The organism is Bradyrhizobium oligotrophicum S58, assembly GCF_000344805.1.
GTDB lineage: Bacteria > Pseudomonadota > Alphaproteobacteria > Rhizobiales > Xanthobacteraceae > Bradyrhizobium > Bradyrhizobium oligotrophicum.
In genome coordinates, this window is sequence record NC_020453.1 from 3,899,885 (window position 1) to 3,917,049 (window position 17,165).

General features: G+C 65.9%; 12 protein-coding genes. 10 read left to right on the forward strand and 2 right to left on the reverse strand.

From position 1 onward, the window contains the following. Positions 1-124: 124 nt before the first annotated feature. From proS to S58_RS16855, 3 genes are all read left to right on the forward strand, one after another. On the forward strand, positions 125-1,459 hold the full coding sequence (proS, locus tag S58_RS16845) for a proline--tRNA ligase (protein WP_015666544.1): 1,335 nt from the start codon (positions 125-127) through the stop codon (positions 1,457-1,459). 94 nt (positions 1,460-1,553) lie between these two features. After that, on the forward strand, positions 1,554-2,834 hold the full coding sequence (locus tag S58_RS16850) for a lipoprotein-releasing ABC transporter permease subunit (protein WP_015666545.1): 1,281 nt from the start codon (positions 1,554-1,556) through the stop codon (positions 2,832-2,834). Positions 2,835-2,841: 7 nt separating this feature from the next. Continuing rightward, on the forward strand, positions 2,842-3,543 hold the full coding sequence (locus S58_RS16855; protein ID WP_015666546.1) for an ABC transporter ATP-binding protein: 702 nt from the start codon (positions 2,842-2,844) through the stop codon (positions 3,541-3,543). Between the two features lie 12 nt (positions 3,544-3,555). Here S58_RS16855 and S58_RS16860 read toward each other — a convergent pair whose 3' ends face one another. Further along, complete coding sequence (locus S58_RS16860; protein WP_015666547.1) at positions 3,556-4,635, reverse strand: alcohol dehydrogenase catalytic domain-containing protein; 1,080 nt, start codon at positions 4,633-4,635, stop codon at positions 3,556-3,558. A gap of 126 nt (positions 4,636-4,761) precedes the next feature. Between S58_RS16860 and S58_RS16865 the strand changes: the two genes are divergently transcribed. Beyond that, positions 4,762-5,532: a helix-turn-helix transcriptional regulator gene (locus S58_RS16865; RefSeq protein ID WP_015666548.1), complete on the forward strand. Its 771-nt coding sequence runs from the start codon at positions 4,762-4,764 to the stop codon at positions 5,530-5,532. Between the two features lie 475 nt (positions 5,533-6,007). After that, the gene (locus S58_RS16870; protein ID WP_042339676.1) at positions 6,008-6,793 is read left to right on the forward strand and encodes an outer membrane protein; all 786 of its coding nucleotides are present in this window, start codon (positions 6,008-6,010) and stop codon (positions 6,791-6,793) included. Between the two features lie 80 nt (positions 6,794-6,873). Here S58_RS16870 and S58_RS16875 read toward each other — a convergent pair whose 3' ends face one another. Continuing rightward, positions 6,874-7,209: a DUF3551 domain-containing protein gene (locus S58_RS16875; RefSeq protein ID WP_015666550.1), complete on the reverse strand. Its 336-nt coding sequence runs from the start codon at positions 7,207-7,209 to the stop codon at positions 6,874-6,876. Positions 7,210-7,478: 269 nt separating this feature from the next. Here S58_RS16875 and S58_RS16880 point away from each other — a divergent pair, with 269 nt between their 5' ends. The 5 genes from S58_RS16880 (at position 7,479) to S58_RS16900 (ending at position 17,162) form a co-directional block, all read left to right on the forward strand. Continuing rightward, the gene (locus S58_RS16880) at positions 7,479-8,192 is read left to right on the forward strand and encodes an outer membrane protein (RefSeq protein ID WP_015666551.1); all 714 of its coding nucleotides are present in this window, start codon (positions 7,479-7,481) and stop codon (positions 8,190-8,192) included. A 478-nt stretch (positions 8,193-8,670) separates the two neighbouring features. Then, the gene (dnaE, locus tag S58_RS16885) at positions 8,671-12,198 is read left to right on the forward strand and encodes a DNA polymerase III subunit alpha (protein WP_015666552.1); all 3,528 of its coding nucleotides are present in this window, start codon (positions 8,671-8,673) and stop codon (positions 12,196-12,198) included. A 189-nt stretch (positions 12,199-12,387) separates the two neighbouring features. Beyond that, on the forward strand, positions 12,388-14,727 hold the full coding sequence (locus S58_RS16890) for a caspase family protein (protein WP_015666553.1): 2,340 nt from the start codon (positions 12,388-12,390) through the stop codon (positions 14,725-14,727). A 129-nt stretch (positions 14,728-14,856) separates the two neighbouring features. Further along, positions 14,857-16,203 (forward strand): S1 family peptidase, encoded by a 1,347-nt coding sequence (locus S58_RS16895; RefSeq protein ID WP_042339679.1) that lies wholly within the window; start codon positions 14,857-14,859, stop codon positions 16,201-16,203. Next, the gene (locus tag S58_RS16900; RefSeq protein ID WP_015666555.1) at positions 16,200-17,162 is read left to right on the forward strand and encodes an FHA domain-containing protein; all 963 of its coding nucleotides are present in this window, start codon (positions 16,200-16,202) and stop codon (positions 17,160-17,162) included. Before S58_RS16895 ends, S58_RS16900 begins: the two co-directional genes overlap by 4 nt. The last annotated feature ends 3 nt before the right edge of the window (positions 17,163-17,165 follow it).

The following is a 17,165-nucleotide window of genomic DNA, read 5'->3' on the forward strand; positions in this document are numbered from 1 at the left end:
CGGAACCGGTAAATTGATTGGGAATCCGGCTGCTTAGCCGCTTTTTCTCAATCCCAGCCTTGTGTTTTGCCGCCTGATCCGGTTTGACTGCGCCAGCCCGAACCGAATCTCGAAGGCCTCGCCCATGCGTTTGTCGCGGTTTTTCCTGCCTATTTTGAAAGAAAATCCGAAGGAAGCCGAGATCGTCTCGCATCGGTTGATGCTGCGCGCCGGCATGCTGCGGCAGGAGGCGGCCGGCATCTATGCCTGGCTGCCGCTGGGCTTCAAGGTCCTGAAGAAGATCGAGCAGATCGTGCGCGAGGAGCAGAACCGCGCCGGCGCGCTGGAGCTGCTGATGCCGACCCTGCAGCTCGCCGACCTCTGGCGCGAAAGCGGCCGCTACGACGCCTATGGTCCGGAGATGCTGCGCATCAGCGACCGCCACAAGCGCGAGTTGCTGTACGGGCCGACCAACGAGGAAATGATCACGGAAATCTTCCGTGCCTACGTCAAGTCCTACCGCAACCTGCCGCTCAATCTCTATCATATCCAATGGAAATTCCGCGATGAGCAGCGTCCGCGCTTCGGCGTGATGCGCGGCCGCGAATTCCTGATGAAGGATGCCTATTCGTTCGATCTCGACGAGGCTGGCGCGCGGCGCGCCTACAACAGGATGTTCGTCGCCTACTTGCGGACGTTCGCGCGGATGGGTCTGAAGGGCATTCCGATGCGGGCCGAGACCGGTCCGATCGGCGGCGATCTCAGCCACGAGTTCATCGTGCTCGCCGAGACTGGCGAGTCCGGCGTGTATTGCGATCGCGATGTCCTCGACCTGCCGATCCCACAGGCCTCGGTCGACTATGAAGGCGACCTGACGCCGATCATCAAGCAGTGGACCTCGCTCTATGCGGCCACCGAGGACGTCCACGACGCGGCCCGTTTCGAGGCCGAGGTGCCGGCGGAGCGGCGGGTCCACACCCGGGGCATCGAGGTCGGCCAGATCTTCTATTTCGGCACCAAATATTCCGAGCCGATGAAGGCCCTGGTCGCCGGACCCGATGGGGCGGAAGTCACCGTTCACGGCGGTTCCTATGGCGTCGGCGTCTCGCGCCTGGCGGGAGCGATCATCGAGGCCTGTCACGACGATGCCGGCATCAAATGGCCGGAGGAGGTGGCGCCGTTCCGCGCCGTGATCCTCAACCTCAAACAGGGCGGCTCCGATACCGATGCCGCCTGCGAGCAGCTTTACCGCGATCTCCTCGCCAAGGGCGTCGACGTGCTCTATGACGACACCGAGCAGCGCGCCGGGGGCAAGTTCGCCACGGCGGACCTCATCGGCATCCCCTGGCAGATCATGGTCGGCCCCAAGAGCCTTGCTGAGGGCAAGGTCGAGGTGAAAACCCGCCACGATGGCGCGCGACAGATGATGTCGCCGGCCGACGTCGTGGCGCGGCTCGGCGTCGGACCATTGGTGGGCTGAACCGTTCGTTCGATCATCGGATTATCCACCGGGCTGCCTGTCCCCCTCAGGCCAATCCGGCCACAATCGGCCCGAATCATGGGATGATCGCGCAATGGACGAAGCCATGACCGAACCCGTGCAGACTGCCCCTTTCGCCCCCTTCGAGTGGATGCTGTCGGGCCGCTATCTGCGTGCCCGGCGCCGCGAGGGGTTCATCTCCGTCATCGCGGGATTCTCCTTCCTCGGCATCATGCTGGGCGTCGCCACCTTGATCATCGTGATGGCGGTCATGAACGGCTTCCGCAAGGAGCTGCTCGACAAGATCCTCGGTCTCAACGGGCATCTCCTCGTGCAGCCCCTGGAGTCGCCACTGACCGACTGGAAGGACGTCTCCGACCGGATCGCGCAGGTGCAGGGCATCCGGCTGGCGGCGCCCGTGGTCGATGGCCAGGGCCTGGGCTCATCGCCGTTCAACGCCTCGGGCGTGTTCATCCGAGGCATCCGCTCGCAGGACCTCACGAACCTGACGTCGATCGCCAAGAACATCAAGCAGGGCACGCTGGAAGGCTTCGACGAGGGCCAGGGTGTCGCCATCGGCCGGCGGCTCGCCGACCTGCTGTCGCTGCATGCCGGCGACAGCATCACGCTGGTCGCCCCGAAAGGCGCGGTGACGCCGATGGGCACGACGCCGCGCATCAAGCCCTACAAGGTCGCAGCCGTGTTCGAGATCGGCATGTCGGAATACGATTCCAGCTTCGTGTTCATGCCGCTCGCCGAAGCCCAGGCCTATTTCAACCGCAACAACGACGTCACCGCGATCGAGATCTTCACCAGCAATCCCGACAAGGTGGAGCAGTTTCGCAAGACGGTGACCGAGGCCGCGGGACGTCCGGTGTTCCTGGTCGACTGGCGCCAGCGCAATTCGACCTTCTTCAACGCGCTCCAGGTCGAGCGCAACGTGATGTTCCTGATCCTCACCCTCATCGTGCTGGTCGCTGCCCTCAACATCGTCTCGGGGCTGATCATGCTGGTGAAGGACAAGGGCCAGGACATCGCCGTGCTCCGAACCATGGGGGCGTCGCAGGGCGCGATCATGCGGATCTTCCTGATCACCGGCGCCTCGATCGGCGTGGTCGGCACGCTCACCGGCTTTGTCGTCGGCCTTTTGATATGCATGAACATCGAGACAATCCGGCTGTTTCTGTCGTGGCTGACCAACACCGATTTGTTCGATCCGACGCTCTACTTCCTGTCGAAGCTGCCGGCCGAGATCGATGCCGGTGAGACCAGCGCCGTCGTCATCATGGCCCTGACCCTGTCGTTTCTGGCCACGCTCTATCCCTCCTGGCGCGCCGCCCGATTAGACCCGGTCGAAGCGCTTCGCTACGAGTGAGGCGCTGATGGAAGAGCAGGGGGCAGAGGATGTACCGGTCGTTTATCTCCACGAGGTCAAGCGCCAGTACACGCAGGGCGAGAAGCAACTGATCATTCTGGACGGCGCCAAGCTCGCGCTGTGGCCCGGGCAGTCGGTGGCGCTGGTGGCGCCGTCGGGCTCAGGCAAGTCGACACTGCTGCACATCGCGGGCCTGCTGGAGAGCCCCGACGAAGGCGAGGTCTATGTCGGGGGCGTGCCGACCTCGCAGTTGACGGACATCGAGCGCACCCAGATGCGCCGGACCGACATCGGCTTCGTCTATCAGTCGCACCGGCTGCTGCCGGAGTTCACGGCGCTGGAGAACGTGATGCTGCCGCAGATGATCCGCGGCCTGAAGCGCTCGGAGACGGTGAAGCGGGCGAGCGAGATCCTGGCCTATCTCGGTCTTGGCGAGCGCATCAAGCATCGTCCGGCCGAACTGTCCGGCGGCGAGCAGCAGCGCGTCGCTATCGCGCGGGCCGTCGCCAACGCTCCGCGGGCGCTGCTGGCGGACGAGCCCACCGGCAATCTCGATCCTGCGACCGCCGATCATGTCTTCAACGCCCTGATGCAGCTCGTGAAGGCGACGCGGGTCGCGATGCTGATCGCGACCCACAACATGGAGCTGGCCGGCCGCATGGACCGGCGCGTCTCCATCGTCGCCGGCAAGGTCGTCGAGCTCGATTGAGTCTAGGCTCGGTCAGGGCCTGATCACCGTCAGCTTGAATGGGGCGCTGTTGGCAGCAGCATGCGCGACTGCGTCGTTGACGTGATCGAGGTCGAAGCAGGTCGCCTCGTACTGCCCGAGATCGAGCAGCCCGGCCCTGATCAGCCCAACGAGCTTGGTCGTTGCACTGGGTGGACACATCCAGACGCCGTGGATCGTGATGCAGTTGCGCATGATCCAGGGATAGGGCAGGTCGAGCCCGGCGCCGCCGAGCATGCCGACGCCGCCCATCAGCACCACGCGGCCGTACGGCCTGACGGTCATCATGGCTGAGCGCACCACGCTGGTCGCAACGGAGGGCGGCATGATATCGAGCACGCAGTCGATCCTTGCCGGCGAGGCGCGCTTCATCCGCTCGGTGTCCTCGTTCTCGTCGCCCGTGAGCCTGACCGGATGAACCCGGCTGCCGAACCTGCGCCGGAGCTCGGCCAGCATGGTCTCGTTGCGGCCGGGCGTGACGACGGCGCCTGCGCCCATGGCCAGCGCGACCGCCACCGCAGCGCTGCCGAACCTGCCGGTGGCGCCGCTGATCAGCACGGTCTCGCCGGCCTGAAGATTGGCGGCGAGGAAGCCGCCATAGGGCACCAGCAACGAACCCAGTGCGCACCACTGTGCGGCGTCATCAGCGTCGATGCTGCCGATCGGCTTGGCATTTTCCGTCGGCACGCGCATGCGCTGGGCGAACGAGCCGTGGCGGAAATGCTGCTGCAGCTTGAGCCCGCCCGGACCGCGCGCGCTCCACCCTTGCAGCGTGATGTCGGGGGCCAGATCATCATCCCGCGAGCGCACCGTCGGATCGCAGAACACCCAGTCGCCGATCGCAAGATGCGTTGCATCGGGACCGAGGGCGCTGACCCGGCCGATGCCTCCGGGCCCGGGGACGACGGGAAGCTCCAGCAGGTACTTCCGTTCGCCGCTGAACACCTCGTTCGCATAGGACAGCACGCCGGCTGCAACGATGTCGACGATGACCTCGCCGGTGCCGAGCACGGGATCCTCGATGTGCTCGATCTCGAGCGGCGATCCGAAACGTTTCAGTACGGCGGCCTTCATCATCTTTCTCCATCCGCGATAGCGATGGCCGAACCTGCCGGTGTAGGCTGGGCGCTGAAGGCCTGGTATTATCCTAGGATTAGAGAGGCCCAGGATACGGTCCGAAATCAGCGGAGAGAATGAGCCATGACGGATCCCCGACATGCGGAGTTCGGAAGTTTCCTGCGCTCGCGGCGTGAGAAGCTGACGCCGGACGCGGTTGGGCTCGCGGCCGGACGGCGGCGGCGTACTGCCGGGCTGCGCCGGGAAGAGGTGGCAGAACTCGCCGGCATCGGTGTCGACTGGTACATCCGCCTCGAGCAGGGCCGGACCGTGAAGCCGTCCAGTTCGACCATCGACGCGCTGGCGCGCGCCTTGCGCCTCAGCAGAACCGAGCATGCTCATCTCAAGGCGCTGGCGCGTGATCCCGCGCGCAAGCCGTTCGTGCGCGAACAGGTGCCGGTCGGGTTATGCGAGCTGGTGCAGAGCCTGAACCAGCCGGCCTACATCACCGGGCGACGATGGGACGTGCTGGCCTGGAATGCCGCAGCTGACGAGATCTTCGGTTTCTCGCGGCTTGCTGATGAGGACCGCAACACCCTGCTGCTCGTGCTTTGCAAGCCCGACGCGCGCCTTCTGTTCGGCACGCACTGGAAGCAGCTGGCGAGACGCATGGTCGCGCAGTTTCGTGCGACGCATGATCTGTGGGCCGGCGATCCCGCATTCGTGGATCTGATCGAACGGCTGCGAGATGGCAGCCGCGAGTTTCGGCAATGGTGGGCGGCCCACGACGTCGCCGGCCTGGCTGCTGGCGAGAAGCTGCTCGATCATCCAAGCAAGGGACATTTGACGCTGAAATATGCGACCTTCCAGGCCAACGATGATCCTGCGCTGAAGCTTGCGATCTACTACACGTGAGCGCCGCTGCCGTTGCGCGCGACATCGTGATCAGCATTATGTGAACGCGTTGCAAGCTGCGCGGACAGAGAACCACACATTCGTCCGTTTTGCGCATGATGATGCCAAGCATTCGCAAAGCACGTCGCAGTGCCCCAAAGAATTCCCGAAGAATTCAAGACTGCGACGCAACGAGGCTCATTCCGTGACGGAGGGTTTCTTCGTCACGATTTCGACGCCGCTCGTATTGTGGCGGACGATGGACGCCGGTCACGACTCCTCCACACATCTTATTAGTTGTTTGTTCATGTTGCGACCAAAGCCTTTGAAAACAGGCGTTTGCGAGCAATCCCATAAAAGCCGGAAACAATAGCTCTACTCTGTCCGATCAGTTGACGTCGATGCGCGGGTGCGGGGCATGAGCGCGTCGTCGTGCTGCATGTTTTCGTACGGAGTAGAGGGCTTGGGGACCTTGGGACAGAAGCTACGGAGTTCGATGATGAAAACGCTTTTCGGGGCAACGGCGGGGCTCGGCGCGGTTGTCGCGGCGACGTCCGCTTTCGCGGCTGATCTTCCAATGAAGAAGGGTCCCTACACCAAGGCTCCGCCTGCCGTCATGGCGACGGTGTACGATTGGAGCGGCTTCTACGTCGGTTTCAACGCCGGCGGCGGCTCCAGCCGGGACTGCTGGAATCTCATTTCGAACGCGGGCGTCGCGGTCAATCCGGCCGCGAATCGCGAAGGCTGCTCCGGCGGTGGCGGAGCGGCGGTCGGTGGCCAGGTCGGCTATCGCTATCAGATGGCGAACTGGGTGTTCGGCGTCGAGGCGCAGGGCGACTGGGCCGACTTCAAGGGCACCAATCGCAACCTGATTCTTCCCAATGTGAGCGACCGCTCGCGCACCAACGGCTTCGGCCTGTTCACCGGCCAGGTCGGCTATGCCTTCGACAACATTCTGGGCTACGTCAAAGGCGGTGCCGCGGTCGTCGGTGATCGCTATGACACCTTCAACACCACCACCAACGTGATGCTCGACCGCGCCAACACGACGCGTTGGGGAGGCACCATCGGTGCGGGTATCGAATACGGCTTTGCACCGAACTGGTCGGTCGGCGTCGAATACGATCACATCTTCCTTGGCAACAAGAACCTGAACTTCGTTGCCGCCGCCGGTGCGCCTGCGATGACCCATCGCATCAACCAGAACGTCGACATCGGGCTCGTGAAGCTGAACTACAAGTTCGGCCCGGGCTTCGGCCAGGGCTTCGGAATGATGCGTTGATAGAGCTTGTCTGAAGCAGGTTCGTCGAAGGCATCGCCTTCGACGAACGACATCGCAAGCGGGCGCGCAGGCGCGTCCGTTCAGTCCTCTTCGAACTCGAACAGGTTGGGCAGCGGAGCGAACGGATTCGGCGCCGGCGGGCGCGGCCTGATGCGCTGCCGGTGCGGATATGGATAAGGCGTCGCGCGCGGGTCGTTGCTGACACCCGCGAAATAGGGGTTGGCAACGCAATACAGCAGGCGTCCTGACGCGGTGGCCTGGCACTGGGCATAGGTGTCGAAGGTGCAGTTGCTCAGGCCGGGAAACTGATCGCCCTGCAGACAGAACGCATGCCTGACGCCGACGGCCTGAGCCGGGACGTGGGCTGCGACCACCAGGCCGGCTGCGGCCATGGCCGCAAGTAACACCTCACGCATAAACGATCTCCCCTTCATCCCATGATGACCAGAACGCGCGCGCAGCATGGCGAAGCGATGCGCGAAGGCCCGCTTGCGTGTGTAGTCGCTCGGTCCTCGATTGCAAGTCACAAAGTTCCATCAACACACTGTGATTGCAGATTAATTTCCCGACATGTCTCACGCCCTTTCAGACGCCATCTGTGACCGCGAGGCTACAGCAATTGTGGCGCAGATCGTTAAGAGGTGCGGCTGGCCTGGGGGCCAAATGAGACGAGACTGGACCTGTGATGAAGAAACTTCTGTTGACGACGACGGCGCTCGTGGTGCTGGCCTCGCCGGCGCTGGCCGCGGATCTCGCCGCGCGTCCCTACACGAAGGCACCGCCGCCGGTGATGGCTGCGATCTATGATTGGAGCGGCTTCTACATCGGTGTGAACGGCGGTGGCGGCTGGAGCCACAATACGTGGGATCTGGTCGGCGGCGGTCGCGAAGGTTCGCACGATTCGTCGGGCGGCACCGTCGGTGGCCAGGTCGGCTATCGCTGGCAGATGGGCCAGATCGTGTTCGGCGTCGAGGCGCAGGGCAACTGGGCCGACTTCTCCGGTGACAATGTGAGCGCGCTGTTCGCGACTCGCAACCGTACCAAGACCGATGCGTTCGGCCTGTTCACGGGCCAGGTCGGTTACGCCTGGAACAACGTGCTGCTCTACGCCAAGGGCGGTGCTGCCCTGACCAGCAACACCTACACGATCTCCAACGCGGCGACCGGCGCGTTCCTCGGCTCCAACGACAACACGCGCTGGGGCGGTGTGGTCGGTGCAGGCATCGAATACGGCTTCGCTCCGAACTGGTCGCTCGGCTTCGAGTACGACCATCTGTTCATGGATCGTCAGACCGTCAGCTTCGGCGCGCTCGGCTCCGACAGCATCAAGCAGGACGTCGATCTGTTCACCGCCCGCCTGAACTATCGCTTCGGCGGCCCGGTGGCGACGCGCTACTGATTCTCTCATCCGCATCGATCGGCGGAATTCGAAGCCCCGGCGCAGCCCTGCGCCGGGGCTTTTTTCATGGCTGAGGGGCGTCGATTAACCACGTGTCTCAGGGGGGACGCCATGCGTTCGCGAGCACGCTTGACCTGAGAACGAAAAAGGACATTGTTCTTCTTATGTTCTAGCTCAGGGAGGTCCCCATGCTGAAGGTTTTTCGTCGAAGAAGCCGCCGCACTGGCGTCGATCACGCTGTTCGTCGGGATGATCGCTCTATGGGCGCAAATCATTCCCCAGCTTTAGCTTTTCAGCCGGCGGCGCTGGGGAAAAGCCGGACAACGGGCGGCGAGCAGGCGAGGCTACCGGACTCGGGCGCGGATGATCCGATATCATGGCCAAGCGAGTCGGCGAGGGGCGGGGATGAATCGATCCCTGGCCGCCGATCAGCGTCACCGTGATCTCGGAAATTCCCTCAGGAAGTTGCAAGGCGAGCATGTCCAGCGCCGGATTTGTCCATCTCCACGTCCATTCCGCCTATTCGCTGCTGAAGGGCTCGATCAAGATCGCCAAGCTCGGCGAGCTCGCCAAGGCTGACCGGCAGCCCGCGCTGGCGTTGACCGACACCGACAATATGTTCGGCGGGCTGGAATTCTCCGACAAGATGGCGGGCTATGGCATCCAGCCGATCGTCGGCTGCGAGCTCGCGATCGACTTTGGCGATCTGGACCCGAACGCCCGCAATGGAGCTGCGGTCGCGCAGCCGTCGCGAATCGTCCTGCTGGCGGCGCGTGAGGAGGGCTATCGCCACCTGATGCGGTTGAATTCGCGGGCGTTCCTCGACACCCCGACGCATCAGGCGCCGCACATCAAGTTCGACTGGCTCACCGAAGGCGTCGATGGCGTGATCGCGCTCACGGGCGGGCCGGATGGGCCGATCTCGCTCGCGATCCAGCACGACATGGCTGCACTCGCGACGCAGCGCTGTGAGCGGCTGGCGAGCCTGTTCGGCGACCGTCTCTACATCGAGCTGCAGCGCCACGGTGTCGAGCGTGAGCGCCGCGTCGAAGGTGGCCTGATCGACATCGCCTACGGCAAGGGCTTGCCGCTGGTCGCGACCAACGAACCGTATTTCGCGACCGCCGACGACTACGAGGCGCATGACGCGCTGCTGTGCATCGCCGGCGGCCATCTGATCGCCGATACCGAGCGCGTGCAGCTGACTCCCGACCACCGCTTCAAGACCCGCGCCGAGATGGCGGTGCTGTTCGCCGACATTCCGGAGGCGCTCGCCTCGACGGTCGAGATCGCCGAGCGCTGCTCGTACCGGCCGCGGACGCGCAAGCCGATCCTGCCGTTTTTCACGGTCGGCGCGGGCAGCGGCGATGCCGTGGACGCGGCCAGCGCCGAGGCTGCCGAGCTGAAGCGGCAGGCCGAGGAGGGCCTCGAGCGGCGCCTGAAGGTGCACGGCATGGCGCCGGGCATGACCGAGGAGGACTATCAGAAGCGGCTCGCTTTCGAGCTCGACGTCATCATGCGCATGAAGTACGCGGGCTACTTCCTGATCGTGTCGGACTTCATCAAATGGGCCAAGGCGCACGGCATTCCGGTCGGGCCGGGCCGCGGCTCCGGCGCCGGCTCGCTGGTTGCATGGGTTTTGACCATCACCGACCTCGACCCGATGCGGTTCGCGCTGCTGTTCGAGCGCTTCCTCAATCCCGAGCGCGTGTCGATGCCGGACTTCGACATCGACTTCTGCCAGGACCGCCGCGGCGAGGTGATCTCCTACGTCCAGCAGCGCTACGGCCGCGACCAGGTGGCGCAGATCATCACCTTCGGTACCTTGCAGGCGCGCGGCGTGCTGCGCGACGTCGGCCGTGTGCTGCAGATGCCCTATGGCCAGGTCGACAAGCTCACCAAGCTGGTGCCGCAGAATCCGGCCGCGCCGGTGACGCTCGCCGCCGCCATCGAGGGCGAGCCGAAGCTGCAGGCGTTCCGCGACGAGGATCCGGTGGTGGCGCGCGCCTTCGACATCGCGATGCGCCTCGAGGGCCTGACACGGCACGCCTCGACCCATGCCGCCGGCATCGTGATCGGCGACCGGCCGCTCAGCGAGCTGGTGCCGATGTATCGCGATCCGAAATCCGACATGCCGGTCACCCAGTTCAACATGAAGTGGGTCGAGCCGGCCGGTCTCGTCAAATTCGACTTCCTCGGCCTGAAGACGCTGACGGTGCTCGATGTCGCGGTGAAGCTCTTGAAGCAGCGCGACGTGCATGTCGATCTGGCGACCCTGCCGATCGACGATGCGCCGAGCTACCAGATGCTGGCGCGCGGCGACGTGGTCGGCGTGTTCCAGGTTGAAAGTCAGGGCATGCGGCGGGCGCTGATCGACATGCGCCCGGACCGTTTCGAGGACATCATCGCGCTGGTCGCGCTGTATCGCCCCGGTCCGATGGCCAACATCCCGACCTATTGCGCCCGCAAGCACGGCGAGGAGGAAGCGGAATATCTGCACCCGATCCTGGAGCCGATCCTGAAGGAGACATTCGGCGTCATCATCTACCAGGAGCAGGTGATGCAGGTCGCGCAGCAGATGTCCGGCTATTCGCTCGGCGAAGCCGATCTGCTGCGCCGCGCCATGGGCAAGAAGATCCGCGCCGAGATGGACAAGCAGCGCGTCCGTTTCGTCGACGGTGCGACCAAGAACGGCGTGCCGAAGGACCAGGCCGACACCATCTTCGACCTGCTCGCCAAGTTCGCCGACTACGGCTTCAACAAGTCACACGCCGCGGCCTACGCGCTGGTGTCGTATCACACCGCCTACATGAAGGCGCACTACCCGGTGGAGTTCATCGCGGCGTCGATGACGCTCGATCTCAACAACACCGACAAGCTCTCGGAATTCCGCGCCGAGGCGCAGCGTCTGGGCATCAAGGTCGAGCCGCCGTCGATCAACCGCTCGGGCCCGACCTTCGAGGTCAGCGGCAACACCATCTTCTACGCGCTCGCTGCCCTGAAGGGCGTCGGTCCGCAGGCGATCGAGATGATCGTGGAGGCGCGCAGCAAGGGCGGTCCGTTCACCTCGCTCGCCGACTTCGCGAGCCGCGTCAGTCCGCGCGCGATCAACAAGCGCATCATCGAGACGCTGGCGGCAGCCGGCGCCTTCGACGGGCTCGACAAGAACCGCGCGCGCGTGTTCGCCGGCGCCGACGCCATCGTCGCAGCCTGCCAGCGGGCCAACGAGGCCGCCACGTCGGGCCAGAACGACATGTTCGGCAACGCCGCCGATGCGCCCGCGATCATCCTGCCGAACATCGAGAACTGGCTGCCGGCCGAGCGCCTGCGGCGCGAATACGACGCGATCGGCTTCTTCCTGTCGGGCCATCCGCTCGACGACTACGCCGCGGCGCTGAAGCGGCTGCGGGTGCAGAGCTGGGCGGAGTTCTCGCGCGCAGTGAAGACCGGCGCGACCGCCGGCAAGGTCGCAGCCACCGTGGTGTCGCGCATGGAACGCCGCACCAAGACCGGCAACAAGATGGGCATCATGGGCCTGTCGGATCCGACAGGGCATTTCGAGGCCGTGTTGTTCTCGGAAGGGCTGGCACAATACCGCGACGTGCTGGAGCCTGGGGCCGCGGTGCTGCTGCAGCTCGGCGCCGAGCTGCAGGGCGATGACGTCCGCGCGCGCGTGCTGCACGCCGAGCCGCTCGACGATGCCGCCGCCAAGACGCAGCGCGGCCTTCGCATCTTCCTGCGCGACACCAAGCCGCTCGACTCCATCGTCAGGCGCCTGCAGGGCCCGGAAGCGGCTGCGGCCAACGGCAATGGCGCCACGGCGAAAAGCGTCGCGCCGCCGCCGGCGCCTCGTTCCACCGCCGGTGAGGGGGAGGTGTCGCTGGTCATGATGCTCGACCTCGAGACCGAGGTCGAGATGAAGCTGCCCGGGCGCTTCAAGGTTTCGCCACAAATTGCAGGCGCCATCAAGGCGGTGACCGGCGTGGTCGACGTGCAGCAGCTGTAGTCGTCGGCGGTCGTATCCGGTGCGGCGGCCTTGGCTTGGCCGCTGTGCGGGAGCGAACCGACGGCGAAGGAACGAAAAAGCTGCGCGACGGCTATACGGACATGCCTCCGTTCAACCGCGGTTCAGCCATCCTGCCGCTGAATCCCGGGCAGGTGCCTTGTAAGATGCCTTGGAAGGGCTCGAACCGTCATGCGCTTGGCCAAGATCGTCTTCAATGTCTCGCTCTGCCTGCTCGCGCTGGCAGCTCCGTTGCGGTCTGCTGCAGCGCAGCAGCCGGCGCCCGAGAAGCGCATTGCGCTCGTCATCGGCAACGGCGCCTATGCCAAGGGCCCGCTGGCCACGGCCGCCAACGACGCCGGCCTGATCGCGCAGACGCTGCAGGCCGCAGGCTTCGACGTGGTCGGCGCCCGTGATCTCGATGGCGACACGCTGCGCAAGAGCTTTCGCGATTTCATTCACAAGGCGCAATCGTCCGACGGCAACACGGTCGCGATGGTCTATCTCGCCGGCTACGGCATGCAGCTCGCGGGCGAGAACTATTTCATTCCCGTCGATGCCAATCTCGGCAGCGACGTCGACATTCCGACCGAAGGGCTGCGCCTCAGCGACTATGTTCGCCAGCTCGCGGCGACGCCTCTGAAAGCCGGCGTGGTCGTGCTCGATGCGGCGCGCCAGCAGCCGTTCATCGCGAGCGGGCCGACGATCGCGGGTGGACTCGCGCTGGTCGAGCCCGACAACAACATGCTGATCGCCTTCAACGCGGCACCGGGCACGATCGCGCCGAACGAGACCGGCGCCTACGGCGTCTACGCGCGCTCGCTCGCCGAGATGATCCGCACCGGCGGCCTGTCGCTGCCGGAGGTGTTCGACCGCTTGCGGCTGCGCGTCAACGAGGAGACCAAGGGCGCCCAGGTGCCCTGGGATGCGCAGAAGGTCCAGGCCGCCTTCACCTTCTTCGAAAGGGCGCCGGATGCGCCGGCCCCGCAGGCAAGCCCAGAGCAGACGGCGGCGCTGCGCGCGCGGCCGATCCGCGACCTGCCGGTGCAGGAAGCCTATACCGCAGCGCTCGAGCGCGACACGCTGCAGGGCTATGAGGATTTCATCGCGGCCTATTCTGACGATCCGCTCGCACGACGCGTGCGGGCCATCGTTGCCGCCCGCCGTGAGGCGCTGACCTGGCGGCGGACGTATCGCACCGACAGCCCGGAAGCCTATTGGTCGTATCTGAAGCGCTACCCCTATGGGGCGCATGCCGAGGACGCGCGGCGGCGGCTGGCGATCCTGTCGGCACCGCCGGCACCGCCGCCGAGCTTTGCGATGATCGAGTACGACGTGCCGCCGCCGCCGCTCGACGAGGTCATCTATGTCGAACGCCCGGTGCTGCTGTTCTCGGATCCCGAGTTCGGCTTCGTGCCGCCACCGCCGCCGCCGATCTACCTGCTGCCGCCGCCACCGCCGGACTTCGTCGACCTGGCGCCGCCATTCGCGCCGGTCGGCATCTTCATCCTGCCGCAGCCGGTCTTCATTCCGATCCCGGTCTATGTCCGGCCGCCGGCGTTCGTGGCGCCGCCGCCGAACAACATCATCTACCAGAACATCCACAACACGACCGTCATCAACACCGTGATCAACCGCCCGGCGCCCACGGCGCCGCTTGCGACCGGCCCGGCGGCGGCAACGTCGCCGCCAACCGCGGTGGCGCCCGCTTTGCCGCCCGCGGTGATGCAGCGTGCAACGCTGATCCAGCAGGGCAAGGCGCCGGTGCCGGGCGCGCCCGCCGGTCTTGGAGGCGGTCCTGGAGGTGGTCCTGGAGGGCGTGGACCGTCGATCAACGTCGCCCCAGGTGCGCCTCTGACGCCGCCCGGCCGGCCGGGCCCGGCTGCGCCTGCCGCAAATGCCCTTCCGGTGCCCGGCCGCGGTGCGCCCCCGATCCCGCCATCCGCCAATGGCCCGACTTCGCGCGCGCCGCTGCTGGCCTCGCCCTCGCCGAGCCCGGCTCAGGCGCCGCCGCCAACCGGCACGCCGCCGTCACGGCAGACGCCCGCTGGCCTTCATGCGAACCGCACGCCGCCCGGCGCGCCCGCGGCGCCACCGACGCGGCCAGCGACGACGTCTTCGCGTCCGGTGCAGGCTGTCATCCCGCGCGGGCCGGAGCCGCGCGCGCGCGTCCAGCAGGCCGCGCCGCCGATCCAGCGGCCGCCGCCGCCGGTCGCTCGGCTCAGTCCGCCGCCATCAGCGCCACGACCGCCGGTCGCGCCCATGGTTCGCGCGGCTCCGGTCCGAGCCGCCCCGCCACCGCAGATGATGCGCCCCGCTGCGCCGCCGCCGATGGCGCGACCCGCGCCACCGCCACAAATGGCGCGACCGGCTCCGCCGCCACAGATGGCGCGTCCTGCGCCGCCGCCGATGGCCGCCATGCCACGGCCTGCGCCGCCACCTCAGATGGCAAGGCCCGCGGCGCCACCGCCGCGACCGGCTCCGGCGCCGGCCGCTGGCAAGAGATGTCCGCCAAACGTCCCGCATTGTTGAGCCATCGCGCGGAGGTTCGGCGGCGCAGCGGTTGCAACGTCGGCCTGTTTTCGATATTGGCCGGATCGCCGGATTGGTCGATCGTGGGCGCAGGACGTCGGCAGCCGACGACGTGTTGCGAGGGCATCAGTGATATCAGCGTTGGTTGGACCCGTGCGCGCGCTGTTGTGGCGAAGCGCAATCATGGCCGCCCTTTGCAGTGCCGTCATGACAGGCTACCCGTCGCAGGCTGGTGCACAGGCGCTGCCGGGCGCCGAGACCGTCTATGCATCGGCGCCGCCGCGCCTGCTTCAGATCCGTACCCTGGTTGCCGATGCCGGCCGCCAGACCTCGACCGGTTCGGGCTTTCTGGTTTCTGCTGACGGTCTGGCGATCACGAACTATCACGTGGTCTCCGATGCCGCGCTCGAGCCCAAGACCTACCGGCTCGAATATACCGGGGCCGACGGCACCCAAGGCGGCGTGACGCTGCTCGCCGTCGACCTGCCCAACGATCTCGCGCTCGTTCGCGTCGAGAAGCAGAACGCGCCGTTCTTCGGTTTCGACAAGACCGCGCTCGACGGCAGCCTGCCGAAGGGCGAGCGGCTCTATTCGCTCGGCAACCCGCTCGATCTCGGCTTCACGATCATCGAGGGCACGTATAACGGCCTCGTCGAGCACAGCTACAACGACCACATCCATTTCACCGGCGCGCTCAACCCCGGCATGAGCGGCGGACCGGCGGTCAATACGCAAGGGCAGGTGGTCGGGGTCAACGTCGCCACCCGGCGCGGCGGCCAGCTGATCAGCTTCCTGGTGCCGGCGCGCTTCGCTGCCGCGCTTTTGGCCCGCGGGCAGGATGCCAAGCCTGCGCCCGCAGATCTGCGCAAGGACGTCATCGCGCAGCTCACCAGCTGGCGCGGCGCGCTCTACAAATCCCTCGGGGACGAGGGATTTCGCGACCGCGTGTTCGGGTCGTATCAGGCGCCGGAAACGCGTGCGGCGTGGTTCGAATGCTGGGCCAGCACCAACGCCAGCGCATCGCCGAAGCCGCGCGCCAGCATCAACTCGACGAGCTGCAAGGCCGAGGCGGGCGTGTATGTCGCCTCCGACCTGAACACGGGGACGGTCGAGGTCAATCATTCCTACGCGAAGTCGATCGACCTCAATCAATTTCAGTTCGCGACCGTGCTGACCCAGCTCGCACAGCCGCGGCTCACCATGGGCGGCTCGTTCCGCAAATGGTACACGCCGCAGCACTGTCATGAGGATTTCGTCGGCCTTGCGCCGACGGCCGATCATCCGCCGCTGCGGGTCATGTGGTGCGCGCAAGGCTACCGCGAGTTCGACGGCCTCTATGACGTCGTGCTGGTTGCGGTCACGCAGGACCATGCCGACGAGGCGCTCGTCTCGCGGTTGAACCTGCAGGCGATCGCTTATGATGACGCGTTGCGCCTCGGCAAGAGCTTCCTCGAACGGCTGCAGGTCGCCCGATGATCTGGATCGAGATCCTCTCCAAGCATCGCGACGTGACCGGCCGCTTCCGCGTCGATGCGGCCGAGATCAGCATCGGCCGCGGCTACGACAACCACGTCGTGCTCGACGATCCCTATGTCGCCGCGCGCCACGTCCGCATCTTCCGTGACGGCGAGGGACGCCTCGTCGCCGAGGATCTCGGCAGCGCCAACGGCCTCTTTCTCGATCGGAGCAAGAGCCGGAAGCCGCAGCTCGTTCTCGACGGCGCACAGCCGATCCGGATCGGACAGACGCTGCTTCGTGTCCGCGACGCCGGTCATGCCGTCGAGCCGGAGCGGCTCGCGGGATCGGAACGCGGCGCGCTCCCCATCGTCGCCGCGATCGTGCTCGGCGCCGCTCTGCTGGCCATGAACGCGATCCTGGTCTGGTTTGCGCAGACCTCCGAGGCGCATCTGTCCGACTATCTCGTGCCGACCATCACCATGATCGGTGTCGTCGTCGCGTGGGTGGGCGTCTGGGCGCTGCTGGCCCGGCTGTTTTCCGGACGATCGCATTTTCTGCGGCATCTGCTGATCGCAGAGGCCGGGCTGGTGGTGTTCTGGATCTATAGCGAGTTCGCGCAGGTCGCCTCGTTCGCGCTGAACTGGACCGCGGTCTTCACCTACGGCTACGCCGTTTCCTGGATCGTCCTCGCGTTGATCTGCTTTCTGCATCTGCGCGCGGTCGGGCGCACCCACATGGTCGCCAAGGGCATCGTCGTCGCCGTCCTGCTCGTCGTCGCCATCGCCGTCCAGACCTTGCAGCGATCGGAAGCGTTCGCGAATTCCGGCCGCCCGAATATCAGCCATGTGCTGATGCCGCCGTCATTGCGCGTGGTCCCGCTGCGGGACGAGCAGGCATTCATCGAGGACATCACCGGGCTGAAGGCCCAGCTCGATGCCGATCGCGCCGAGCTGAAACCGGCCAGTGTGGAGCGCTGAGCA

What these genes read in the sequence shown, in the direction of transcription:
- proS (WP_015666544.1), top strand. Translation starts at nt 125, where the DNA reads ATGCGTTTGTCGCGGTTTTTCCTGCCTATTTTGAAAGAAAATCCGAAG.
- S58_RS16850 (WP_015666545.1), top strand. Translation starts at nt 1,554, where the DNA reads ATGGACGAAGCCATGACCGAACCCGTGCAGACTGCCCCTTTCGCCCCC.
- S58_RS16855 (WP_015666546.1), top strand. Translation starts at nt 2,842, where the DNA reads ATGGAAGAGCAGGGGGCAGAGGATGTACCGGTCGTTTATCTCCACGAG.
- S58_RS16860 (WP_015666547.1), bottom strand. Translation starts at nt 4,635, where the DNA reads ATGAAGGCCGCCGTACTGAAACGTTTCGGATCGCCGCTCGAGATCGAG.
- S58_RS16865 (WP_015666548.1), top strand. Translation starts at nt 4,762, where the DNA reads ATGACGGATCCCCGACATGCGGAGTTCGGAAGTTTCCTGCGCTCGCGG.
- S58_RS16870 (WP_042339676.1), top strand. Translation starts at nt 6,008, where the DNA reads ATGATGAAAACGCTTTTCGGGGCAACGGCGGGGCTCGGCGCGGTTGTC.
- S58_RS16875 (WP_015666550.1), bottom strand. Translation starts at nt 7,209, where the DNA reads ATGCGTGAGGTGTTACTTGCGGCCATGGCCGCAGCCGGCCTGGTGGTC.
- S58_RS16880 (WP_015666551.1), top strand. Translation starts at nt 7,479, where the DNA reads ATGAAGAAACTTCTGTTGACGACGACGGCGCTCGTGGTGCTGGCCTCG.
- dnaE (WP_015666552.1), top strand. Translation starts at nt 8,671, where the DNA reads ATGTCCAGCGCCGGATTTGTCCATCTCCACGTCCATTCCGCCTATTCG.
- S58_RS16890 (WP_015666553.1), top strand. Translation starts at nt 12,388, where the DNA reads ATGCGCTTGGCCAAGATCGTCTTCAATGTCTCGCTCTGCCTGCTCGCG.
- S58_RS16900 (WP_015666555.1), top strand. Translation starts at nt 16,200, where the DNA reads ATGATCTGGATCGAGATCCTCTCCAAGCATCGCGACGTGACCGGCCGC.